Raw genomic sequence first — 23,639 nt, 5'->3', positions numbered from 1 at the left:
TTTTTATGAAAGGCTTATGACCAACTTAATCCTGTCAGAACTTAACCTACTGCACTCAAGCTAGTCACTGATCCCTCCTCCGCTAGCTGACACCCAAAGTATTTAGCCCGCTCGATTACTTGCAATGCCCAGCTCTGATGGGTGGTTAACTCACACATCACACCATTTAATTGAAAAACGGCGGGCGCATGATTAGCTAAGATTTTTTTTGCCGCTAAATAATCGGTATGCTTAACTCTCAAGGCTTGATGAATAATCGGTATTTGATGGGGGTGTATCACGGTTTTCCCGACTAAGCCATGCAGTAAATCGCGCTGAAACTCCGCTTTTAGCACGGTATGATCCCGAAAACATTCAAAAACAGGAGCAGTTAGTTGGAAACCAGCAGGCATTAATTGGGCAACTAACATGCCCACCACATAAGCTAAAGGGCCATCATATAAGGTATGTTGCGGATGAGTTCTCAGTTGTAAACAGGCTAATAAATCATTACCACCAATACGTAGCACTAAAATACGTGACTTTAATTCGGCCTGCTGTAAGCGTAAACGCAATTCACGAACCGCATAAGCATCCAGAATTTGAGCCGTCTCCAAGGTCGGCATAAACCAAAACTGGTTTGGAGCAGCTTGCATCACTTTTTGCCAATGCTGAAAAGAGTCATGATCAAACTTAGGTAATACAAAACCGTCTAAGGCACAGATACTACGGTGGCTCAAGAGTTCAAGTGCCATTTGTGGATGACGCGGACGCACAAACACCAAAGGTTGAGCACCACGTTCTGCCTGATAAAGCACTTCTAAACAAGCGTATAAATTGAATAAAGCAGCCTGCACCTCATGCTCAGCAATGGCATCTTCTAAACAAATCACCAAAGAGCGCAAATCAGGAATTTTTTGCTGTAAAATAACATCAAGCAAGTCCGAACGAGTCGCGGGCATATACAAAGTTGCCCCTAGTTGATACGGCGATAGTTTATCGTTCATATTGCCTTTTTGATGATAGTGACAGCGCGATAAGGTGCGATCAGCTCCCCAACCACTTCCAAAGCTAGTCCTCGCTGGGTAGCTAGATGGTTTAGTAAGCGAATGGCGGGGTCAGCCAATGATTGAACTAAGACTGTCTCAGGTACACGCCGCATCACTGCACGAGTGGCCTCTGCAATCCCGGGCTTGAGTAAATTTAAGTTGCGAATGCCATAGCGACTCACCACTTGCCTTAGCGCCTCCTCAGACTGTAAGGCTAAACTTTGGCGCAACTCAAGCGTCCACTCACTGGGTAAAACGGGGGGTAATTGTGCATACTCAGCCTCAATTGTGGCAATGAAGGCCTGACTGACATCTTGTTCAGCCAGATGAGTATAGTACATACAATAATGCCAACCCTCATCCGGCGACCATACTGAACGCGAAACTAGCCCAGAAATGGTCGAACCTAGCACTCCAAAGGGAATTAACCAGTCCTCACCGGAGGCAGCTAGCCATGAGCGCCCAGTCGGATCCGCTAAACTGACAAAGGGAAGTTCTTGAGCAGGATAGCGCGGTGCTAAAGATGCAGTGAGCTGCTTAAAAATAGCCCCCTTCCCCACCCAACCATCTAAGAATACCCAATGATCGACAGCCGATCGCGCCTCTAGCCAAGCGAGTGCACTTTTATCAATACCACGATCACGAATAATACTAACGCCATAATGATCAGCCTCCACCCCCATTGAGCGAAGTGCACGCACTAACAAAACCCCAAGGGGGACTCCCGCTCTGACCAAGCTGATCAAGATAATGGGTTGTTGAGGGCGATGCTCAACGAGGCTGCGGGCTAATTGCTGCACTTCTAGGGCTAAACGCTGCTTGCCTGCCTGTAGCGCTTGCCTAAACAAAGCCAAATGTTCCGGCGTGGGAGCTGTTTCTAAGGTCAACATCTCTGAATAATGGCGCTGCCCTGTTTGGATTAGCTGTTCTTTTTGCTCGACGGGGGTATCAGCTAAGACACTCAAGCGCAATAAAAACTGAATATCCTCAGCAGCGTAAGAGCCTGAAAATCCTTGATACTCACTCATGCCATTGCCCTGCTAACTGACTTTTGGCTGGAAAGGCTAGAAAATCACAGTGCTGCATAAACTCAAAATCAGACAAACTATCGCCCATACCGAATAAAGGCCGCCGACCATAAACGGCTTGGCATTGCTTGATCACCTCAGCCACCGCCTTAGCTTTACTAATTGGGCTAGGAATCAAAGCTAAGTTATTGTCATTTTGGTGTAGATAAAATCCCTCTAAATCAGCCTGCTCAAGCAATAACTGCCTTATTTGATCCAGCTCAGCGACCTCTGCCTTGGTTTTAAACACGAGATAGACGGCGGTCGTATCCACGGTTTCTAACCAACCCCGTAAATTTAAGCCTGCCTGCTCACCTAAAGCTAAACCTTCAGCCAGTAAATTTAGCAAGCGTGTTTGATACGGATCAAGGAGGGCTTGTGTCTGTGCCTGCCATTTCGGCTCAAGCTGCCCCTCAGGAGTCAAGATCACACCACCATGCAAACACACTGCACCATAACTAAACGGAAGTTGTACTCGCTTAAAAGACTCAATACCTCGGGCAGTGACTGGAATGACCATCATCTGTTGTAAAGCCCAGTGGATAAACTCGTGTTGCCAAGGATAAAGAAAGCTCAAGGCTTTACCATCCGCACCATTGGCAACCACCCATTGTGGCTCTACGCATGACATTTTGCGGGCAGTCTGAAATAAGGTGTCATCCAAGTCAGTGAGTAAAATGGGCTTCACGGATAAAACTCCACTACCGTCGCTTGTAAGGCTGCAAGCAAATCAGCATCGAGCAAAGCGGCTGGCGTTTCGGTGCATAAAAAAATACGATCATAGACACTTGGATCGACATTATATAAAAAATTTGCAATCCCTTGACCATAGTTATCCTGTAAAGCATAACTCCGCTGAATACTATGCCCCAAGGCAATCGGCGAACGAGTGGTCGCGCTGAAATCGACGGAAATACCCATTTGCTCTAAAGATTCGGCTAATAAAAACGGCGGCCAAACAAATTCCCCTGTACCCAAAACCAAGACATGCTCATGGGGCTGAACACCGAGTTGCTCAGCATTAACCGGTAAGGTATGGGTCTGTACCCCTAAACGCCCCCAGTCATGTGCACAACGAGCCTGCCATGCACCCGTACCCACCACATCTACCGCAGGCATTTCAAGGGGCGGAGCCTGATTAGCCTGCCACTGCCACTGCCCTGCTAATAAAGCTACCTGGGTCGCCCGCGACCCCAAACGAGCAGCGGCTTGACCGGCTGACCAATCGGTCAAGGTGGTGACAATAATTCTTTCAAACTGATCCTTACCTTGGTCTTGTAAAGCAGTGACGAGATTTGCAAAGGTTTGCCCTGTCGAAGCCTCATCATCCACCAATACTAAAGAACGCGCCTCTTGTAGCAACTGTTGATGAGCCAAGGCTTGTGGATAATGTAAAACCTGCTGAGTCGCGTGACTATGTTCTTCTTTAAACTCTAAGCTAATCGGTGCAGGTAAAGGATGGCGAGTCGTACACAGATACAAGCTATCAGGGCGCGTGCGACTTAAGGCTTGTTGGACACCTGCACCTAAACTAATAGCGGTTTCTGCCATACCAATCACGACGATAGGTCCTGGCAAATCCGCTGGAATACGGGCGGCTAAAGCATCCATCACAGCCCGCATCCGTGAGGGGGCTACGGGGATATGCCGACCCAGCACTTTAGAGACAAATAAAAAAGCTCGCTTAGGATTACGACGCTGTGCAAAACCGAATAAATCATCTGCTTGATAGGAACTAAGAGGGGGATCTAAATGCAGGGTGAGAGTACCCGTTTGTAATTGCACGCTTAAAGCCATCCACCACTCCCCCCTTAATAAAAAGCTAAAAACCTAAAACTCTAAAATTTATCCACTAAAAACCGCGCTGAGTATAACAAGAGTTCTTAATTAAATCAGTTAATGCTTAAGCCCTACACTCGACCCGCCAAATCGCTAGTTGGGTTTGGCTGACAATTTGTGCAGCTGTCAAAATCGGTGCGGTCTCTAAGCCCTTACTGTGTTCAACTTGTGCTGCCTCCAGCAAAGCCACTGCGAGCACCCCACGAATCGCAAAATTCATATTCTGGGTATTCGTAAAGCTAGACGAAACCACACCCAGCACGCCACCTTGGCTATCCAGCAAGGGGCTACCACTTGAGCCGGGCTGAATGGGCGCTGTAAACTGCAATAAGCGCACATCATTATGTGCACCAAACAATCCCGAGATAACACCTTGGGTGACTTGCACCCCACTCCCCATAAGGCTAGCTAATGGATACCCTAAGGTAGTAATCGCCTCGGCTAAGTAGACTTGGGTTTGACGAAAGGGTAAAGGTCTGACTGAGAGACCGGTACTAACCCGGATTAAGGCAAGGTCATTGGTCGCATCACTAATCAGCACCTCGCCCGCCATTTTACCCTGCATTGAGCTAAGCTGAATATGTTGAGCACCCTCTACCACATGTGCATTGGTCATAAACACTTGAGGAGCAACTAAAAAAGCCGAACCGGTCCAAGCCTCTTGCGACGGCCGCCCCGCATCAGGGCGACCGTGCGTGACAAACGGCGAACCTTCATCAATATCCTGCCCCATCCGCCGCCCTAAAGCCGCTAAGCCATACGCAGAGCTTTCCGCTAAAGCTCTAACCTTCCACTTCGCTTGTTTCAAATAAAACTCAGCAATAATCATCGCAGAGGCCGTCTCTGTAGCTAAAGGCAAAGTATGCTGAAAGACCTCGGGCAAACTCAGACTTACCTGTTCCCCTAGATTTAACGGGCCGAAGGCGCCATAGCGATAGAGCACCACACACAAGCGCGTAATATTAGGATTAGGCAACTGCTTCACGGCCAAACTCAGACCATAACCACAACCATCCTCATCTAAGGTGGTGGTCATCCAAACCGGATCGGGTAAATGGCCTAATTGTGCTGGAGCGACCAGTTGTCTCGCCTCATTCAAGGGGAGGACTGCAAGGCCTATCTCCTGCTTAATTGACTGTTTAAAGCGCAGGCTCAAGCGCCAATAATCGCTCTCTAAGGCTAAATTTGCACCGACTGCTAAATTGATCATGCTGTCTTGACCCACTCGCTATAAACTCTATTGGATCATAGCAAGAAGGCACTGAGTTTGATAAAATTTACGCCTAACGTGACCCGTCGCTAGGTCGATTACTGACGATGGCTTTTATTACAATTTGTTTAAATAAATCACAACAAACACACGATTAGATTTCAACCTCTTGCAAAAGACATCAAAAAAACAGACTTAATTTTGATTAACGCTTAACTTGATAAACACCCTTTGAAAACTCAGCTGAACTCATTACTCGTATTGATTACCTATTGATTAGTAAGCTTATCTTTACTGATCTTTACCCAAACGATGAGTCCTAAGCTGACCTCAAGCAGGATACATTATGCGTATTTGGTTCAATAAAACATTTTCTAGTATTAGCTCTATTTTTTCTAATCTACGCCAAGCCCAAGGGGTAGGATCGGTCACTATTATCGCTAGCCATACCAATCCCTATGCACCTGCTCTAGGGATCGCGCATGAGGCCTATGCTGAACCGAGCGGACTAGTCGGGGAAGCTTATTTGCAGTGGTGCTTGCAATTTTGCCAAACCAAACAGATTAATCTTTTTTGGGTCGCCAAAGAAGCGCGCTTTTTAGGTAACCATAAAGAAAAATTTGCACAAATTGGTACTAAACTCTTAATAGTAGCTAAACCGGAAGTGTTAGCGCTGTTAAATAATAAAGGCGAGTTTTATCGCAGTTTGCCACCTGAAGTCGCTCTGACGATGGAATGTCGCAGTGCCTGCAATAAAGAGGCCTTTGCTCAAGCAGTTGCAGAGCTAGCTCAACGACATGACAGCCTCTGTGTCAAGCCAGCTATTTCTATTTATGGATTGGGGTTTAGGATCTTAGATACCGTTCAACCGAGTATTACTCACTTACTCGAAGGAGTTGAATACCAAATTCCTTTAGACGAATTGCGGGTAGGGATGGAAAAAACATCCGTATTTCCCGAGTTATTAATCATGGAAAATTTAACCGGCCACGAATGGAGCGTAGACTGTGTTGGACGTCAAGGTCAGCTGCTTTGTGCGATACAGCGGCGTAAACTCGCTAAGGGCTTGGGTCAAGTGATTGATAATGATGCTGAAATTCAAGGTATGGTAGTGCGTCTGACTCAATATTTTCAGTTAAATGGTATTTTTAATATTCAATTCAAGCTCGGTGCTCATGGGCCAAGGCTCTTAGAAATTAATGCCCGCCCTTCCGGTGGTGTAGGAATGGCTTGTTTAGCTGGGGTCAACTTAGCGGAATTGTTATTAAAAAGCTTAGAGTCTGAGGTGGTGGAATTGCCGCCCATTCACTATGGACGACGGGTATCAGAATTGAATGCCCCGATAGTCCTAGAGGCTGCCAGTTCAGTCATCGTGTCAGTCTGAACTTGATTAATTTTTAAAATAGCTGTTTTAAGTGAGTCTAGTTATTAAGTTTTTATTAAATGATTTTTTAATTAGGCTGTGAATAAACGAAAAAAATTTGGAGGTGGATGATGGCTGTTAGTTTAAGTAAAGGTCAACGAATTACCCTAGAAAAACAGGGTGGCAGTAGTTTAACTAAAGTAAGAATGGGGCTAGGTTGGGACCCAGTTAAGAAAAAAGGCGGCCTATTTGGCAGCTTGCTAGGCGGTGGCGGTGGTGATATTGACTTAGATGCTTCTTGCTTACTCTTAGACGCACAAAAAAACTTACTCGATGTGGTTTGGTTTCGTCAATTACAAAGCAAAGATAGCTCCATCAGACATTCTGGCGACAACCTCACCGGTGAAGGCTCAGGTGATGATGAGATCATTTATGTCGATTTAACACGCATCCCAACGGGGGTCGCTCATTTAGCGTTTACGGTCTGCTCTTTCCGTGGTCAAACCTTCAATGCCGTAGAAAACGCTTTTTGCCGCTTAGTTGACGATACGAATAATACCGAGCTAGCGCGCTTCAATCTCTCCGATAAAGGCTCACATACCGGTGTGGTGATGGCCATTATCAGTCGAAATGGCGCAAGTTGGCAGATGAAAGCGATCGGCAGCCCAACAGCCGGTGCAATTGCCAATGATATGATGCCTGCTGTGATCGCGGCGATCTAGGAGTATTACCATGTCTATTACTCAATTAGTAGCAGGTGGCAATTGCGCTGTTCCTAAAGAATCGCTAACCGTAGAAGTTCAACTTACACCCACACAGCTCAATGGGGTAGATGTTGATATTTCTGCGTTTGTATTAGCGAGCAATGGCAAAGTGCGGGGTGATGAAGGCATGGTATTTTACGGGCAACCTAGCCCCGGAAATGGCAGTGTTGCCCTGATGGGTAATACCGCAGGGCAAGCGACATTCAAGGTTAATTTGCCAACTTTGGATGCAGTGACTGAGAAAATTGCCTTCACTGCCACCATCCATGAAAATCGCCAAAACTTTGGCGCTTTTCAAAGCTTAAAAGTCACCGTAAAAACTGCCAATACGACGGTACTAGAAGCAAATATTAATACCGGTAGTATGATTGAATCCGCCTTAATTTTAGGTGAACTCTATCTACGCCAAGGCCAATGGAAATTCCGTTCAGTAGCCCAAGGTTTTGCTGGGGGTTTACAACCCTTGGCCGAGCATTTTGGCATAGAAGTGAGTAGCCCAACGCCAAGCCCTGCACCTGCACCTGCACCTGCACCTGCACCTGCACCTGCACCTGCACCTGCACCTGCACCCAAAAAACCCATTTCATTAAGTAAAATCACGCTAGATAAGTCGCGCCCGACGGTTAGCCTTGAGAAAAAAACCGAAGGCTTTGGTGAAATTCGCGTTAACTTAAATTGGAATCGCGCCGCCACCCCCCCTAAAACGGGTGGTTTATTAGGTGGGTTATTTGGTGGTAATTCAAACGGGCGCGTCGATTTGGATGTGGGTTGCTTATATGAACAAGCCGATGGCAGTATTAGTGCTATTCAAGCTTTAGGTAATCGCTTTGGCTCTTTTCATAGTGAACCTTATATTGAATTAAAAGGTGATGACCGCACGGGTGCAATTAGCGAAGGCGAATGGCTGCATATTAATGGTCAGCAATGGCAAAAATTTCGACGAATCTTGATCTATGCTTTTATTTATGAAGGCGCTCCCAATTGGGCACAAACTGATGGTGTAGTCACCATTTATGTACCGAATGAAGCCCCCTTAGAAATTCGCTTAACCGAAGGTAGTAATAATCTCGGTATGTGTGCGATTGTTTTATTAGAGAATGATCGTGGCACACTTAAAGTTAATCGTGAGGTTCGTTATTTCAACGGACATCAAGAATTAGATAAAGCTTATCATTGGGGTTTAAATTGGCGAGCGGGTTCTAAATAAAACCCATTAAAGGAGATAGCGATGGCATTAAGTTTACAAAAAGGCGGTAACCTTTCCCTCAGCAAAACTGATCCAAGCTTAACTAAGATTTTAGTCGGCTTAGGCTGGGACGAACGTACCACAGATGGCAGTAGCTTTGACTTAGACGCGAGTGCCTTCTTACTCACTGCAGGCGATAAAGTACGCAATGACAGTGATTTTATTTTTTACAATCAATTAAAGTCTCCCGATGGCTCAGTAGAGCACGCGGGTGATAACCGCACTGGGCAAGGCGATGGTGATGATGAATCGGTGAAGGTGGATTTAAGTAAAGTCCCTGCTGAGATCACTAAAATCGCTTTCACCGTCACTATTCATGATGCCGAAGCACGACGGCAAAACTTTGGACAAGTCAGCAATGCCTTTATCCGTGTCGTTAATGATTTAACGGGAACAGAAATCGTGCGTTATGACTTAGCCGAAGACTATTCCACTGAAACCGCCATGATCTTTGGCGAACTCTATCGACATAACAGCGAATGGAAATTCCGTGCAGTTGGTCAAGGTTATTCTGGCGGATTAAAGGCTATGTGTGACCAGTTCGGTATTAAAATCGGTTAATTTTTTGAACACCCATTAAGGAGCAATAACAATGGCAGTCAGTTTACAAAAAGGTGGCAATGTTTCTCTTACTAAAGAAGCACCCGGTTTAGCTGCAATCACGGTCGGTTTAGGCTGGGATTTACGTCAGACCGATGGGACTGATTTTGACTTAGATGCCTCTATTTTCATGTTAGGCGATAACGGTAAAGTCTTATCTGATGACTCCTTCATTTTCTATAATAATAGAAAATCAGCCTGTGGTAATGTCGAGCATATGGGCGATAACCGCTCTGGTGCAGGCGATGGTGATGACGAAGAAGTCAAAGTGAATTTAGCTGGTTTAGCCGAGAGTGTTAAAAAACTAGTGTTCTCTGTGACGATTCATGATGCCGAAGCACGGCGGCAGAACTTTGGGCAAGTCAGCAATGCTTATATTCGCCTAGTGAATGCAGCAGATGGTAAAGAAATTGCACGCTATGATTTATCTGAAGATGCGAGCGTTGAAACAGCAATGTTATTTGGTGAAATCTATCGCCATAATACCGAGTGGAAATTCAAAGCAGTCGGTCAAGGTTTTGCGGGTGGTTTAGGACCAATGGCTGCTTCTATGGGCGTTAATCTTGGTTAAACTGAGTATCCTAGTATAAATCCTGAGTACAGGCATCTATATAGATGCCTGTTTTTATATGTGCTTATGGTAGTTACCCTTCATTATGTGGAAAGATTTTAAATACTCTATTCTCGTTACTATTTTATGTGTCGGCCTAGCTGTTTGGTGGGGACTCTCTTCACCGATGGGGGTGTTGACAGCCGTCTTCTTGGTATTAGTGTTAGGGATTATGGAGGTCAGCTTATCATTTGATAATGCGGTGGTTAATGCCTCTATCCTTAAAGAAATGGATGAAAAATGGCAGCAAATCTTCTTAACCATCGGTATTTTAATTGCCGTGTTTGGGATGCGCTTAGTATTTCCGATTGTCATCGTCGCCATTGCTACCGGTTTAGGCACACTTGAAGTCATTAATATGGCACTGAATGACCCACAAGAATATTCTCGACATCTGATGGAAAGTCATGCCGGGATTGCTGCTTTTGGTGGTATGTTCTTGCTGCTAGTTTTCCTGAGCTTTATGTTTGATAAAGATAAAGAAGTTCATTGGCTAGGAGCCTTTGAAGAAAAGATGAGTGCCTTAGGTAAGCTGGATGTGATTAGCATTTTAATCGCTTTAGTGACGCTCTTCTTATTACAGGAATTTTTACCGATTGATAATGAAACACGCCTGACTGTTTTAGTCGCTGGCTTAGGTGGAGTGGTCTTATATATCGCGGTTAGCAGTTTAGATGTTTTTTTTGAAAATGAAGAAGAAGGCGCGGCCGCTGTCGAAACAGTCAAACGCAATGGTTTAGCGGGCTTTTTGTACCTAGAAGTGTTAGATGCATCCTTCTCATTTGACGGTGTAATTGGTGCTTTTGCGATTACCAACGATGTCGTCATCATTATGTTGGGCTTAGCGATTGGGGCGATGTTTGTCCGTTCAATGACCGTACATTTGGTGCATAAAGGAACTTTGGATGAATACATTTATTTAGAGCATGGCGCACATTATGGGATCGGTGCTTTAGCCATCATCATGCTCCTCAGTATCCACTTCCATATTCCTGAAATCATTACAGGACTCATTGGTGTTAGCTTCATTGTGGCTTCAGTGGTAGCCTCGATGCGGTATAAGAAGAAAGCAGTGATTAGTGCTTAAATTAAAGGAGAATAAACCATGTCTTTTTTAGATACTTTAAAACAAAAAGCGGGCGAAGCGCGTAGCAAGCTAGCCACCGAAGTGGGTAAATTCCGTAACCGTGAATTTATGGAAGCCTGTGTCGCAGGCTGCGCTTTAGTTGCCGCTGCTGATGGCAATATTGATTCAGCTGAAAAGCAAAAAATGATGAAATTCATTCAGCAATCAGATGAACTCAAAGTGTTTGAGACCAAAGATGTCATTAACTTTTTCAACAAAGTCGCTGAAAACTTTGAATTTGATAATGAAATTGGTAAGGCCGAAGCCTTAAAAGTGATCGGTAAACTGCGCAGTAAGCCGGATGCAGCCCGTTTAATGGTGCGGGTTTGCTGTGCGATTGGTAGTGCTGATGGTGATTTTGATGACAAGGAAAAAAACATCATCCGCGCTATGTGCCGCGATTTGAATATCCCTAGTGATGATTTCGGCCTCTAACACTTAGGCAGACTCAGAACCATCGTCATTGCCCACTGCTTAGCAGGGGCAATGATCTTGAGCTTAGTAATTACTCAAACAGAAGCCAGTCGCTCAATCGCTTTTTCGAGATTCGCCATACTGGTTGCAAAAGACATCCGAATATAACCGGGCGCCCCAAAAGCAGACCCTGGCACCATCGCAACGCCGACCTTATCCAATAAATAACCGGATAAAGCGGTATCATCCGCTAAACCTAAGCGCTCAATCATCCCCTCTACCTTCGGAAAGCTATAGAAAGTGCCTGCTGCAGGTAAGCAACTAACACCATCCATCTTGTTCAAACTCGAACACACAAACTCATGGCGCTGTTCAAAGGCTGCGACCATCGTGCGAATAAAAGACTGATCACCCGCCAAAGCAACCGTGGCTGCATATTGTGAAATTGAGCTTGGATTGGAAGTACATTGCGATTGGACATCAGCCATTGCCTTCACTAAAGCGACCGGACCTGCTGCATAGCCAATCCGCCAACCCGTCATAGCATAAGCTTTAGAGACGCCATTCAAAACTAAGGTACGCTCATACAGATCTGGACAAGCACTCAGAATATTAACAAATAACTGATCACCAAACAGGGTATGTTCATACATGTCATCCGTTGCAATCAGAATATGCGGGTGTCGACGAAGTACCTCACCCAAAGCTTGCAATTCAGCGGTGGTATACGCCATCCCCGTCGGGTTAGAAGGGCTATTCAGCACCAATACCTTGGTTTTAGCGGTAATCGCAGCCTCTAGTTTAGCGGCGGTTAATTTGAGTTGCTCTTCCTGTGTCGTTGGCACGATCACCGGCTTGCCATCCGCGAGCAAGACCATATCAGGATAAGATACCCAATAAGGGGCCGGAATAATGACCTCATCACCCGTATCTAAAAAGGCTTGGCAAAGATTATAGAAACTCTGCTTACCCCCAGAAGATACGATAATTTGATTTGGTTTATACTCCAAACTATTTTCCTGTTTAAACTTATTGATAATAGCCTGCTTAAGTTCTGGTGTCCCATCGACGGCGGTATAGCGCGTCTTCCCGGTTCGAATCGCCTCAATCCCTGCCTCTTGAATATGCTGAGGCGTATCAAAATCGGGTTCACCGACACTCAGGCTAATAATATCGCGCCCTTGTGCTTTCAATTGGGCGGCTAAGGCACTCATCGCCAAAGTAGGTGAGGGTTTAATGCGCCCGATGCGCTCTGCAAGTTGAATATTCACTTTTTATAAATCAACCATTTAGATTATTTTCAAACAATAAGGCAAGCCCGATAGGGTTTACCGTCCTTTTGTAGACTGCTGCGGTATCTTATGTTAGCTGCTCCCCACTTAGAAAAACAGCAAGCAACTTGAGTTTCTCTGCTACTCAATTGACTTGCTTATTTACTCGAGTCTAATCCTCTGAATTTCCACCCGCTCACTGTCCGTCAGCATCAGCCACACACTGAGCTTGGGCACGGCAATAGCAGGCAGTTGCAAATAGCCTTGTACTTGCGCGATGCCCTCCTGCTGTTTTGCTTCCCAATCGGCTGCGTTATCGCTTTTTTTGGCATATTTCAATTCAATCAAATGCTGGTGTTTCACCGCAAACGGGCTGCGTTCCAGCAGCAATACATCGGGGTATTTCTTATCCATTTCGCGTTCGCTGTGGATGAAATAAATCGGGAACTGATAGAGCAATGTCACCAACAAGGTCTTGATGTGCTTTTCATCCAACTTGATCAAATTGAGTGTGGCCTCTACTACTGTGAAGGAAATTTAGGCTTCCAAGGATTCAGAATAGCAACATGTGTGCAGGCCGCCCACGATCAATGATGAAAACCGGTCTATTCATGAATAAACACACCTTAAATGTGAAATATTCAGCACTACCCTTGATCAGTATTTAAAAACGAACAATAACCGTACAAACGATCCGTTTATCCTTTCACTTAGCCAAAATCTGCTAAAATCTCTGCACTATCTGGAGGTTTGCATGAGTGCTGCTAATCAATTTAATCTGAATACCGATTACCAACCCGCAGGCGATCAGCCTCAAGCGATTGCTTCTTTGTTGGAGGGGCTAAACCAAGGTCTAGTCAATCAAACCTTGTTGGGTGTGACGGGTTCAGGTAAGACCTTCACGATGGCCAATATCATCCAAGCCACGCAACGCCCTGCCATTATCTTAGCGCATAACAAGACTTTAGCAGCACAACTGTATGGCGAGTTTAAGGAGTTCTTCCCCAACAATGCCGTTGAGTATTTTGTCTCTTACTATGATTATTATCAGCCAGAGGCCTATGTACCCTCTAAAGATATTTATATTGAGAAGGATGCCTCGATTAATGATCATGTCGAGCAAATGCGTTTATCCGCCACCCGCAATTTGTTTGAACGCAAAGATGTCGTTATTGTTGCCACCGTTTCGGCTATTTATGGCTTAGGTGATCCCGAATCTTATTTAAAGATGCTGTTGATTTTAGTGCGGGGTGACAAAATTGATCAGCGTACCCTGCTGCGGCGGATGGCTGAACTGCAATACACGCGCAACGACCTTGATTTGCAGCGTGGGACTTTCCGGGTGCGTGGGGATGTGATTGATATTCATCCGGCTGATTCAGATAAAGAAGCGATTCGCATTGAGCTATTTGATAATGAAATTGAAAACCTCAGTTATTTCGACCCGTTAACTGGCGAATTACTGCGCCGAGTCCCGCGTCTGACAATTTATCCCAAAACCCATTATGTCACCCCACGTGAGGTCTTACTAGCAGCTGTCGAGCAGATTAAAGATGAGTTACGCGAGCGCCTAACGGTCTTACGCACGGAAAACCGCCTCGTCGAAGCACAAAGGCTGGAACAGCGCACGCTGTATGATCTGGAAATGATCATGGAAACAGGCTATTGCTCCGGCATTGAAAACTATTCACGCTATCTGTCTAAGCGCGCCCCCGGTGAAGCACCACCTTGCTTATTTGACTATTTGCCGCGTAATGCCTTGGTCTTTGTCGATGAATCACATGTCACGATTCCACAATTTGGTGGTATGTATAAAGGTGATCGCTCCCGTAAAACCACCTTGGTGGAATACGGTTTCCGCTTACCGTCTGCTTTAGATAATCGCCCGCTGAAATTTGAAGAGTTTGAACGCTTAATTCCTCAAGCGATTCATGTCTCAGCTACACCGGGTAGTTACGAACTTGAACATTCGGATAATATCGCTGAACAACTGGTACGCCCTACCGGCTTAATTGATCCACTCGTGGAAGTGCGTCCTGTCATTTCACAGGTTGATGATGTGATGTCTGAAGTGACGGAGCGGGCAAAAAAAGATGAGCGGGTACTCGTGACTACGCTCACCAAACGCATGGCTGAAGATTTAACTGATTATCTAATGGAGCATGATCTTCGTGTGCGCTATTTGCATTCAGATATTGATACCGTTGAGCGGGTTGAAATCATTCGTGACCTGCGTAAAGGTGAATTTGATGTTTTAGTCGGGATTAATCTCTTGCGGGAAGGTTTAGACATTCCTGAAGTTTCTTTGGTCGCCATTTTAGATGCCGATAAAGAAGGCTTTCTTCGTTCTGAACGCTCACTGATTCAAACGATGGGGCGGGCTGCCCGCAACTCTGAAGGTAAAGCGATTCTGTATGCCGATAAGATCACTGAGTCGATGCGTAAGGCCATAGAGGAAACTGCCCGTCGTCGTCAAAAGCAGCTTGAATTTAATGCGGAACATGGTATCACCCCACAAACCATCCGTAAGCGGATTGCGGATGTCATGGAAGGTGCTTATGGCCACGCCAAACGCACGGATAAACATGGCAAAGCGCAGAAGATTGCAGAACAAGGGGCTGACTACCGCAGTATGAGTCCCGCCCAAGCCGTGAAAACACTTAAGCAACTTGAAGAAAAGATGTTTGCTTTAGCTAAAAACTTGGAATTTGAAAAGGCAGCCGCGCTGCGCGATGAATTGGCTAAACTACGGGCGCAGGTGTTTGGTTTGGAATGAAAACACTTAGCCCATGACTTATTTTACTATTCGCCAGTACGCGAAAAAATTAGCTTGGCTAATGCCCTAAACTCACTAAAATAGTGATTCCCAAGTTCCTTGAAGCCCGTTTATGCTAACTCTGTTACTTAATCTTCTGTTGTTCTTAGTACTCAGCAGCCTTGCTTCTTTTTTTGGCCTGCGGGTTTGGATTAATCGCAAACTACGCCCAAATCCAGAGGATTTACCTGAGCTGATCATTAGCCAAGACTCCCCTTTGTATAAAAACTTCTATGGCCTTTTGGATCAAGCTCCCAGCCCAAATCATTCAATGTTTTATCCACTTAGCCCGTTGCAAGATGCTTTATTAGAGCGGGTTAAATTAGCTGAGCAAGCGGTCGGTAGTATCGAAGCGCAGTATTACATGCTGAATGATGATGAAGCGGGTGATATTTTTTTGCAGGCATTGACCGAGGCAGCTCAGCGCGGGGTCAAGGTTCGCTTACTGATTGATGATCTGGATGTCATTCAACGTGAAGATGTACTCATTCGTTTAGTGGATGAATTCCCCAATTTTCAGATTCGTGTCTTCAACCCTGCTTGGCTACGCCTGATTCGTAAGCCAGAGTTTTTAGTGCGATTTCCTCGGCTGTCACGGCGTATGCACAATAAATCTTACACCGTCGATGGAATTTTCAGCATTATCGGTGGGCGGAATATTGGCAATGAATACTTTGACTTAAAGCACGAACTTATCTTTGCTGATTTCGATATTCTTTTTGCCGGACCGATGGTGCAAACAGTAAGGCAAGAGTTCGATACCTATTGGTATAGCGGCCTCTGTGCAGATATTCATGATTTAGGCAGCGCTGCTGATGATGAAAAGTATGCAGCATGGCGCAATAAGCTGCGTAGCACCTATACAGAATATCTGCCGATTTTAATGCATGATCGTGACCAAACCTTACCAGCATTAAAACGAGGTGAAATCCAACCGTATTATGCTGAAGTAAAAGTCATCTACGATGAGCCTGATAAAATTCTCACCAGCGTTTTCAAACCCGATAGCCGCATGCTACAAGAAGTAGAGGGCGTGATTAACTCGGCACAACAAGAGCTATTGATCTGTGCGGCTTATTTAATTCCCAGTAAGCATGGTATCAAATTATTGCAAAGCTTACGGGATCGTGGAGTGAAAATAACCGTACTGACCAATTCGTTTGAATCCAATGATGTGATGGTCGTACATGGAAGCTATAGCTCCTATCGCAAACCTTTACTCAAAATGGGCGTGCGTTTGTATGAACTCAAATCCCATGATCGGCACGCGGATAATAAGCACTCCTTGCTAGGCTCAGAATGCACCAGCTTACACGCGAAAGCCTTCTTTATTGATCGGCATCGGAACTTCATTGGCTCGTTTAATATGGACCCGCGCTCAGCGATTCATAACACCGAAATGGGCGCTATTTTTGAGCATCACGGCTATGCCGAAATGCTCACTCAAGAGATTTATGATTTTGTGGAAACCCAAGCTTATCAACTGCAATTAAGCCCCCGAGGCAAACTAGAATGGCGAGAGCCTTTAGCCGATGGCAGCTATCGTATTCATACGAAAGAACCGAAGATGACACCTAGACAACGCCGTTTCTTACCTTTAATTGCTTGGCTACCTGTGGAGTGGTTGCTTTAGAAGCAAACTGAAACCACTCGACCCGCCTAGCCCATGCTATTGGCAACCTCAGTGACCTTTATGACTGAGTTTATCCATGATTGCATACAACACACCCGAAACCACAAAGGTGAGGTGAATGCCGACCATCCACATTAAATCCCGATCTGTTAAATCACTGACTGCCATAAAGCCCTTGAGCAATTCAATCCCTGAAATGGCTACAATCGAGCCAATTAACTTAATCTTTAGATCCGTAAAACCAATTTGCCCCATCCAGTCAGGGCGATCCATATGCCCATGCAAATCCTCCATTTTGGAGACGAAATTTTCATAACCACTGAAAATGATGATGATCAATAGATTCATAATCAAAGAAATATCGACAATAGACAAAACGCCAACAATAATTTCATCCCCATCCGCCACCAAAATCGTTGAGCCTAACACCCAAAGCTGCTTAAGCGCTTTAAATAATAACAGCACCATACTCACTACCAATGCTAGATAGATAGGTGCAGTTAACCATCGACTCATAAACAAAAAATGCTCAAAACCACTTTCTAATCTTTTCATTTTTAAACTTCTAGCGATTAACAAACGGCGCTGAGTATAGCGAACTCATCCTCAAAAAGTTAATTTCCCCTAGGCAATTTTCTGAACATTAACGGCTAAACACGCTATCATGGCTCACAAAAAATGACACTTACAGGATCAAGCATGTCACACCAGCTACCACCACTGAATGCTTTGCGAGCGTTTGAGGCTGTTGCGCGTCACCAAAGCTTCACTAAAGCAGCGGAAGAGCTTTTTGTGACTCGTGCGGCAATTAGCCATCAAATTAAGCACTTAGAAGAGTTTTTAGGGATCGAATTAGTTGAGCGCCATAACCGCTCCATCACCTTAACTCGAGCGGGCGAAGCCGCCTTACCCAAGCTCAGAGAAGGCTTTAATACCCTCGCTGATGCTGTACATCTGATGCGCTCCCAGAAAACTAATGAAAGTTTGAGTGTTTGGGTAGCGCCTTCTTTTGCCTCAAAGTGGCTAGTACCGCGCTTACATACTTTTTCGCAGCAACATCCAGACATTGATATGCGTATTAGTGGTGAGGCCAAACTCGTGGATGCTACCGAGCAACACGGTGCTTTGGATGAATTATTCCGAGCACATGAAATCGACGTGATGATTCGCTTTGGACAGGGCAATTATCCGGGCTGCTTAGTAGAAAAACTGTTTTCTGTTGAAGCCGTGCCTTTATGCAAGCCCTCTTTGCTCACCGACAGTGAGCATCCCTTGCGTGAACCTGCAGATTTAAAGTTTCATACCCTGTTGCATGACGATACGCCTTATATCGGTCGCCCTAGCTGGGAGCGTTGGTTGCAGCTCGCTAACGTAGAAGGTGTCGATTTCAAACGCGGCCTACATTTCAACCATGTTTCATTGGCGATGGAAGCGGCTTTAGATGGGCAAGGCGTTTTGCTCAGTATGGATGCTTTAGCTCAGCATGATATTGAAGCAGGTCGTTTATGTATTCCCTTCCCGCTCAGTATGCACTTAGAGCATGCCTATCATGTGATTCGCCCCAAATCCGCCACGACCAATCAGCGTGCAGCTTCAGCTTTTATTGCTTGGGTATTAGCCGAAGCCGAAGAACAAGAAGAGCAGCGACTAGCTTAGAATCGCTGCGTTTTTGATTTCAGCATAGACGGTTTGCCCTAGTTTCAAACCCAAGAGCGTGGCAGCTTTACGGGTTAACTGGGCTAATAACTGCTCATGACCAACTTGTAAACTCAAGGTGGTATAACCACTCGAATGATCCACCCAAGCTAGTACTTGGGCTGGCAAGCTAGGGCTGGCCTCCAGTAAACGCGGAGGCTGCAAACTCAGGCTCACATCTCGAGCATAAATTCGTAAGCGCAGCAGATTACCTTTAGCTAGCTCTGTATGGGGTAGACTTAATATGCCGCCCGAAAACTTAAGTTGTAATAATTCGAACTCCGCATCATAAGCTAAGACCTCAGCTTGAATCACGCTAGAGGCGCGTTGGCTTTGGGCTAGGGGTAAATCTAAGCGTGTTAATACTGCTTGCAAAGCGCCACTGGCTAACACTTTGCCTGCCTCCATCAACACTAAATAATCAGCCAGTTGCGTGATTTCTCGGGGTGAATGCGTAACATACACGATCGGTAAAGCCAGCTCCTGCTGTAAGCGACGCAAATAAGGCAAAATTTCATGCTTATGCGCTTGATCTAAAGAGGCCAAAGGTTCATCCATCAGCAATAACTTAGGATTGACGGCTAAGGCTCGAGCAATCGCCACACGCTGCTTTTCCCCACCCGATAATTTGGCCGGTTTACGGTGCAGCAAATGCTTAATATTCAACAAAGCCAATACCAACTCCAAGTGAGCCTGCGCTTGCGGTAAAGCCACTCGCTTGCGTCCATAAGCAATATTCTGCTGTACGGTTAAATGTGGAAATAAGCAAGCTTCTTGAAACACATAGCCTAAAGGGCGTTGATACACCGCTAAAAATAAACGTCTTGAACTATCCTGCCACAGCTCATCCTTGAACTGACAATAGCCGATTTGCGGCGACTCCAAGCCCGCTATACAGCGTAGTAATAAGCTTTTACCCGCCCCAGACGCTCCAGTAATCACACTAATCCCCGTCGCGGGTAACTGAAGTTGTACCTGTAATTCAAAGGCCTCGAGCTTTAACTGAAAATGCGCAGTCAGCATGACCATCGACTATTTGCCTCGATTCAAATAATACAGACCGAGTAGCACACTGAACGCAAACAATACCAGTAAAGCTGCCAAGCTATGCGCTGCTTGGTAATTCATAGCCTCCACATGGTTATAAAGTTGCACAGACACTACTCGTGTCTCACCCGAGATATTGCCGCCAATCATCAGCACCACCCCAAACTCACCCACCGTATGCGCAAAACCGAGTACTATCGCGGTCAGGAAGCCCTGCTTAGATAAAGGTAAAGCGACAGTAAAAAAAGCATCTAACGGATGAGCACGCAAAGTCAGAGCCGCTTCCAACAAACGTCGATCCAAACTACTAAAAGCGGCTTGAATCGGTTGCACCACAAACGGTAATGAATAGAGCACTGAAGCCACTAATAAACCGGTAAAACTAAAGGGCAAAGTCTCTAAACCTAGCGCTTGCATACTTTGCCCGACCCAACCTTTTGGCCCTAAAACAACCAGCAAATAGAAGCCCAACACCGTTGGCGGCAATACCAAAGGTAAGGCTACCAAGGCATTTAAGGGGGCTTTCCACCAGCCTTGCGTCTGCGCTAAATGCCAAGCCAATGGGGTGGCGATCAAGAGAAGAATGAAGGTTGTTAAACTGGCTAATTTTAGGGTTAAGGCGATCGCTGTCCAATCTTCTAGGGTCAGCATACTTAATCAGCCTTGGGTAAACCGTAACCGTAGGCACTAATCATCGTTTGGGCAGGCTTACTGGCTAGAAACTTTAAAAAGCTTAAGGCCGCAGGTTGAGCTTGGCCTCTAACTAATAAGACCGCATCTTGCTGAATCGGTGTATATAAATCCTCAGGTATTAGCCAAACAGAACCTTGAGTTAACTCCCCCTCTTTTTGCACTTGTGATAAGGCTACAAAGCCTAACTCTGCATTACCCGTTGCAACAAAATCATAGGTTTGACTAATATTTTCACCTTGGACTTGCTTGCTGGCCAAGCTCTGGCTCAAGCCTAAGCTATCCAATACTTCAAGAGCAGCCTTACCATAGGGCGCGGTCGTTGGATTAGCCAGAGCTAAATGCTGGAACTCATTTTTTTTCAAGACCTCCACTGGCTCAGCTAGCTTATTTGGCTCACTACTCCACAAGACTAATTTACCCAGTGCATAGGTGAATTGACTCTCAGCTACTGCAAGCTTAGCTGCTACTAACTGTTGAGGTGTTTTGCTATCTGCCGATAAAAACACTTGAAACGGTGCGCCATGCTCAATTTGTGCATACAATTTGCCCGTTGAACCCGTAGAAACCTTTAACTCATGCCCTGTTTCTGCTTTAAAAGCCTGTGCTAATACCGCTAAAGGTGCAAAGAAATTGGACGCTACCGCGACATAAACCTCATCAGCACTCAATACCGAACTATAGACACTATTCAGCAAAACTAAGCTGAGTAAGCGTTTCTTCATAGCCGATACTCCTTTAAAAGCATAACGCTAAATAACCTGGGACAAATTGAGAGCAGTTTAGCACAAACACCAGCAGCTATAGCTTAGTTAAGGCTGAGCGTACTTGTTGCTCACTATATGCAGCCAAGGCTTTGCGGGGAGCAGCATGGCTATCAATACTCGGTAGAAAGTGTACTTCAATCAAGATCTTGGGTTCTGCCAACACAGCCCAAAGATTTTGCATTAAAGTTTGTGGAGTCAGATAGGGCACAATAGGATGGGTTTGGCCTTGAATCGTTAGATAATGAATCGCAACCGGTTGAATCAGTGCATCTACAGTTACCGCTGCTGCAAATAAGCGCGCATGAAACGGTAACATCGTCTTATTGTCAGTGGTCGTACCTTCTGGAAATATCAAGACGCGCTCTTGCTGTTCTAAGCGCTTGGCAATGCCTTCGCTTGCCCCCTTAGCACCATCCCGTTTGCCACGCTCAATAAATAAAGTCCCACTTTTAGCAGCTAACCAGCCTAACACTGGCCAAGTTTGTACTTCGCTTTTAGAAAGAAACGTAAGCTCGGTTTGCCCGCCCAACAGTGGAATATCTAACCAAGACACATGATTGGCCGCTAATAAGCTACCCGCAGAGGCAGGCTCACCATAGGTCATCACCTGCCCCCCCACAATACGGATGATGCGAGCTAGCCACCAACGCTTCAGACGCTGATAGCTCGGATCAGTAAAGTGACGCTGCAAAGCCGCTAAGATAGCGGTAATCAGCACTCCAACTAAAACGTGTAAGGCTAAATTTAGAAATCGAAATAAACGTCTTAGCAGTATCACAAAACTCTCATCATCTTAAACTATCAAGGAGTGGCCTCGGCTCCTAGTTTAGGGCGGTTAGTATGGCGTACATCTTTGCCTTCTACTAAATAGATCACATATTCGCAGATATTCTTGCAGTGATCACCGATCCGCTCTAAAGAGCGTGCACACCATAATACATTTAGGCTATCCCGAATCGTGCGCGGATCTTCCATCATATGCGTTAATAACTGGCGTGATAATACATCAAACTCAGCATCAATTTGCAAATCACTGTCTGCAATTTGCCGAGCAGTTTCTGCGTCCATCCGTGCCATAGTATCTAAAGTCCGGCGCAGCATCTCGCGCACATGATCACCTAAATGGCGCAAAGCCGTGTGCAAAGAGCTAGCCAAGCCTTCGGTAGAAATCGCATGGCGGGCAATTTTCTCTGCTTCATCACCAATCCGCTCTAAATCGGTCACTGACTTAATTAGACTAATCACTAAGCGCAAATCACCAGCGGCAGGTTGGCGGCGAGCAATAATTTGTGTACAGGCTTCGTCAATTTCGACCTCTAAACGGTTAACCCGATAATCTGAATAAGCGACCTCCTCACCTAACTGACTATCATTTTCCATTAAAGCCCGTAAGGCCTTACCTAATTGCTCTTCAACCAAACCACCCATTTGTAGGGATTGATTGCGCACATGCTCCAATTCTTGATTGTATTGATGCGAAGTATGCTGCCCAATGTCCATCGGAAAACTCCTCGTAATTTTATATATTTTATCAATGTGGACTAACCAAAACGCCCAGTAATATAGTTTTCTGTCAACCGATGCTGCGGATTCGTAAAGACTTTATTGGTTTCATTCACTTCGACCAAATAGCCTAAATGGAAATAAGCAGTACGCTGTGAAATCCGCGCCGCTTGCTGCATCGAGTGCGTCACAATACAGATTGTAAAACTTTGCCGAAGTTCATCAATCAGCTCTTCAATCGTCGCGGTGGCAATCGGATCTAAGGCTGACGTCGGTTCATCCATCAGGATCACTTCAGGGCTAACCGCAATCGCCCGGGCAATGCATAAACGCTGCTGTTGACCACCCGACAAACCTGTCCCCGGTGCTTGTAAACGATCCTTGACTTCGTTAAATAAGCCCGCTTTTTTCAAGCTTTCCTCGACAATATCATCTAGCTCACTGCGATTTGCCGTTAAACCATGAATGCGCGGGCCATAGGCCACATTGTCATAAATCGACTTCGGAAAGGGATTGGGTTTTTGGAAAACCATCCCAACACGAGCGCGCAAGAGCACCGGATCTTGCTCTTTGGCATATACATCTTCACCATCTAATAAGAGCTGCCCCCTGACTTTACAACCATCAATGGTGTCATTCATCCGATTCAAACAGCGCAAAAAAGTGGATTTGCCGCAACCCGAGGGTCCAATCATTGCAATCACTTCATTTTTGCCAATATCTAAATCAACGCCAAAAATAGCTTGCTTGACTTGGTTATAAAAAACATCCACATCGCGGGTATAAAACTTAGGATCATCTAAGAATGGATTGCCAACTGGTTGAGAAGCTTGCTTGAGTTCCTCAACAATCGTTTGAATATCCAGCGGTTGATCTTTAGCGCTGGCGGCTGAAGCATCCTGTGAAATCGGAAGTGTCATAGTGTTTTTTGTCAAAGCTAGAGTGTTCATA

The 23,639-nt window shown here is 45.5% G+C and carries 24 protein-coding genes; 10 read left to right on the top strand and 14 right to left on the bottom strand.

Features of this window, described 5'->3' with window-relative positions; translation table 11 throughout:
• Positions 1 to 41: 41 nt before the first annotated feature.
• The 5 genes from B5D50_RS08575 to B5D50_RS08555 all read right to left on the bottom strand — a co-directional run bounded on the left by B5D50_RS08575 (position 42) and on the right by B5D50_RS08555 (position 5,144).
• On the bottom strand, positions 42 to 986 hold the full coding sequence (locus B5D50_RS08575) for an HpcH/HpaI aldolase/citrate lyase family protein (protein ID WP_078922189.1): 945 nt from the start codon (positions 984 to 986) through the stop codon (positions 42 to 44).
• Positions 983 to 2,056, bottom strand: a complete 1,074-nt coding sequence (locus B5D50_RS08570; RefSeq protein ID WP_078922188.1) for a cysteine protease StiP domain-containing protein — start codon at positions 2,054 to 2,056, stop codon at positions 983 to 985. The genes B5D50_RS08575 and B5D50_RS08570 overlap by 4 nt, the downstream gene beginning before the upstream one ends.
• Complete coding sequence (locus tag B5D50_RS08565) at positions 2,049 to 2,783, bottom strand: HAD family hydrolase (RefSeq protein ID WP_078922187.1); 735 nt, start codon at positions 2,781 to 2,783, stop codon at positions 2,049 to 2,051. Before B5D50_RS08565 ends, B5D50_RS08570 begins: the two co-directional genes overlap by 8 nt.
• On the bottom strand, positions 2,780 to 3,892 hold the full coding sequence (locus B5D50_RS08560) for a phosphoribosyltransferase domain-containing protein (protein WP_078922186.1): 1,113 nt from the start codon (positions 3,890 to 3,892) through the stop codon (positions 2,780 to 2,782). The genes B5D50_RS08565 and B5D50_RS08560 overlap by 4 nt, the downstream gene beginning before the upstream one ends.
• A 106-nt stretch (positions 3,893 to 3,998) precedes the next feature.
• Positions 3,999 to 5,144, bottom strand: a complete 1,146-nt coding sequence (locus tag B5D50_RS08555; RefSeq protein ID WP_234975837.1) for a trypsin-like peptidase domain-containing protein — start codon at positions 5,142 to 5,144, stop codon at positions 3,999 to 4,001.
• A 346-nt stretch (positions 5,145 to 5,490) separates the two neighbouring features.
• Between B5D50_RS08555 and B5D50_RS08550 the strand changes: the two genes are divergently transcribed.
• The 7 genes from B5D50_RS08550 to B5D50_RS08520 all read left to right on the top strand — a co-directional run bounded on the left by B5D50_RS08550 (position 5,491) and on the right by B5D50_RS08520 (position 11,288).
• Positions 5,491 to 6,528, top strand: a complete 1,038-nt coding sequence (locus tag B5D50_RS08550; protein ID WP_078922185.1) for an ATP-grasp domain-containing protein — start codon at positions 5,491 to 5,493, stop codon at positions 6,526 to 6,528.
• Positions 6,529 to 6,635: 107 nt separating this feature from the next.
• Entirely contained in the window at positions 6,636 to 7,229 is a 594-nt protein-coding gene (locus B5D50_RS08545) for a TerD family protein (RefSeq protein WP_234975836.1), read from the top strand.
• 10 nt (positions 7,230 to 7,239) lie between these two features.
• The gene (locus B5D50_RS08540) at positions 7,240 to 8,478 is read left to right on the top strand and encodes a TerD family protein (protein WP_143594301.1); all 1,239 of its coding nucleotides are present in this window, start codon (positions 7,240 to 7,242) and stop codon (positions 8,476 to 8,478) included.
• A 21-nt stretch (positions 8,479 to 8,499) separates the two neighbouring features.
• Positions 8,500 to 9,078: a TerD family protein gene (locus B5D50_RS08535; protein ID WP_078922183.1), complete on the top strand. Its 579-nt coding sequence runs from the start codon at positions 8,500 to 8,502 to the stop codon at positions 9,076 to 9,078.
• A gap of 31 nt (positions 9,079 to 9,109) precedes the next feature.
• On the top strand, positions 9,110 to 9,688 hold the full coding sequence (locus B5D50_RS08530) for a TerD family protein (RefSeq protein WP_078922182.1): 579 nt from the start codon (positions 9,110 to 9,112) through the stop codon (positions 9,686 to 9,688).
• A gap of 85 nt (positions 9,689 to 9,773) precedes the next feature.
• Positions 9,774 to 10,814 (top strand): DUF475 domain-containing protein, encoded by a 1,041-nt coding sequence (locus tag B5D50_RS08525; RefSeq protein WP_078922181.1) that lies wholly within the window; start codon positions 9,774 to 9,776, stop codon positions 10,812 to 10,814.
• A gap of 18 nt (positions 10,815 to 10,832) precedes the next feature.
• Positions 10,833 to 11,288 carry a tellurite resistance TerB family protein gene (locus B5D50_RS08520; protein WP_078922180.1) on the top strand — a complete coding sequence of 152 codons (456 nt, stop codon included), beginning with the start codon at positions 10,833 to 10,835 and terminating at the stop codon, positions 11,286 to 11,288.
• A gap of 74 nt (positions 11,289 to 11,362) precedes the next feature.
• Here B5D50_RS08520 and B5D50_RS08515 read toward each other — a convergent pair whose 3' ends face one another.
• Positions 11,363 to 12,538 (bottom strand): pyridoxal phosphate-dependent aminotransferase, encoded by a 1,176-nt coding sequence (locus B5D50_RS08515; protein ID WP_078922179.1) that lies wholly within the window; start codon positions 12,536 to 12,538, stop codon positions 11,363 to 11,365.
• A gap of 162 nt (positions 12,539 to 12,700) precedes the next feature.
• Positions 12,701 to 13,042 carry a PD-(D/E)XK nuclease domain-containing protein gene (locus B5D50_RS08510; protein ID WP_327193048.1) on the bottom strand — a complete coding sequence of 114 codons (342 nt, stop codon included), beginning with the start codon at positions 13,040 to 13,042 and terminating at the stop codon, positions 12,701 to 12,703.
• A 250-nt stretch (positions 13,043 to 13,292) separates the two neighbouring features.
• On the opposite strand from B5D50_RS08510, the gene uvrB reads away from it, so the two are divergent.
• Both uvrB and B5D50_RS08500 read left to right on the top strand, forming a co-directional pair.
• Positions 13,293 to 15,314, top strand: coding sequence for an excinuclease ABC subunit UvrB (gene uvrB, locus B5D50_RS08505; RefSeq protein ID WP_078922177.1), 2,022 nt, complete (start codon positions 13,293 to 13,295; stop codon positions 15,312 to 15,314).
• Positions 15,315 to 15,426: 112 nt separating this feature from the next.
• A complete protein-coding gene (locus B5D50_RS08500; RefSeq protein ID WP_078922176.1) occupies positions 15,427 to 16,986 on the top strand; it encodes a phospholipase D family protein in 1,560 nt (519 codons plus the stop codon).
• A 48-nt stretch (positions 16,987 to 17,034) separates the two neighbouring features.
• Here the strand turns inward: B5D50_RS08500 and B5D50_RS08495 are convergent, their stop codons facing one another.
• Positions 17,035 to 17,541, bottom strand: a complete 507-nt coding sequence (locus B5D50_RS08495) for a TIGR00645 family protein (protein WP_078922175.1) — start codon at positions 17,539 to 17,541, stop codon at positions 17,035 to 17,037.
• A gap of 144 nt (positions 17,542 to 17,685) precedes the next feature.
• Between B5D50_RS08495 and gcvA the strand changes: the two genes are divergently transcribed.
• Positions 17,686 to 18,642: a transcriptional regulator GcvA gene (gene gcvA, locus B5D50_RS08490; RefSeq protein WP_078922174.1), complete on the top strand. Its 957-nt coding sequence runs from the start codon at positions 17,686 to 17,688 to the stop codon at positions 18,640 to 18,642.
• Here the strand turns inward: gcvA and modC are convergent.
• The 6 genes from modC to pstB all read right to left on the bottom strand — a co-directional run bounded on the left by modC (position 18,634) and on the right by pstB (position 23,608).
• Complete coding sequence (modC, locus tag B5D50_RS08485) at positions 18,634 to 19,710, bottom strand: molybdenum ABC transporter ATP-binding protein (protein WP_078922173.1); 1,077 nt, start codon at positions 19,708 to 19,710, stop codon at positions 18,634 to 18,636. The two genes, gcvA and modC, sit on opposite strands and share 9 nt — an antisense overlap.
• Before the next feature lie 3 nt (positions 19,711 to 19,713).
• A complete protein-coding gene (modB, locus tag B5D50_RS08480; RefSeq protein ID WP_078922172.1) occupies positions 19,714 to 20,379 on the bottom strand; it encodes a molybdate ABC transporter permease subunit in 666 nt (221 codons plus the stop codon).
• Between the two features lie 2 nt (positions 20,380 to 20,381).
• Positions 20,382 to 21,143 (bottom strand): molybdate ABC transporter substrate-binding protein, encoded by a 762-nt coding sequence (gene modA / locus B5D50_RS08475; protein WP_078922171.1) that lies wholly within the window; start codon positions 21,141 to 21,143, stop codon positions 20,382 to 20,384.
• 76 nt (positions 21,144 to 21,219) lie between these two features.
• Positions 21,220 to 21,963 carry a lysophospholipid acyltransferase family protein gene (locus B5D50_RS08470; protein WP_143594300.1) on the bottom strand — a complete coding sequence of 248 codons (744 nt, stop codon included), beginning with the start codon at positions 21,961 to 21,963 and terminating at the stop codon, positions 21,220 to 21,222.
• Positions 21,964 to 21,986: 23 nt separating this feature from the next.
• Positions 21,987 to 22,685 (bottom strand): phosphate signaling complex protein PhoU, encoded by a 699-nt coding sequence (gene phoU, locus B5D50_RS08465; protein ID WP_078922169.1) that lies wholly within the window; start codon positions 22,683 to 22,685, stop codon positions 21,987 to 21,989.
• Positions 22,686 to 22,726: 41 nt separating this feature from the next.
• The gene (pstB, locus tag B5D50_RS08460) at positions 22,727 to 23,608 is read right to left on the bottom strand and encodes a phosphate ABC transporter ATP-binding protein PstB (protein ID WP_078922168.1); all 882 of its coding nucleotides are present in this window, start codon (positions 23,606 to 23,608) and stop codon (positions 22,727 to 22,729) included.
• Positions 23,609 to 23,639: the final 31 nt, after the last annotated feature.

Origin of the sequence: Thiothrix eikelboomii (assembly GCF_900167255.1) — a bacterium.
In the GTDB taxonomy this organism is placed as follows: domain Bacteria; phylum Pseudomonadota; class Gammaproteobacteria; order Thiotrichales; family Thiotrichaceae; genus Thiolinea; species Thiolinea eikelboomii.
The sequence above is the reverse complement of the archived record's forward strand: the minus strand, read 5'-3'. Positions and strand labels throughout refer to the sequence as shown.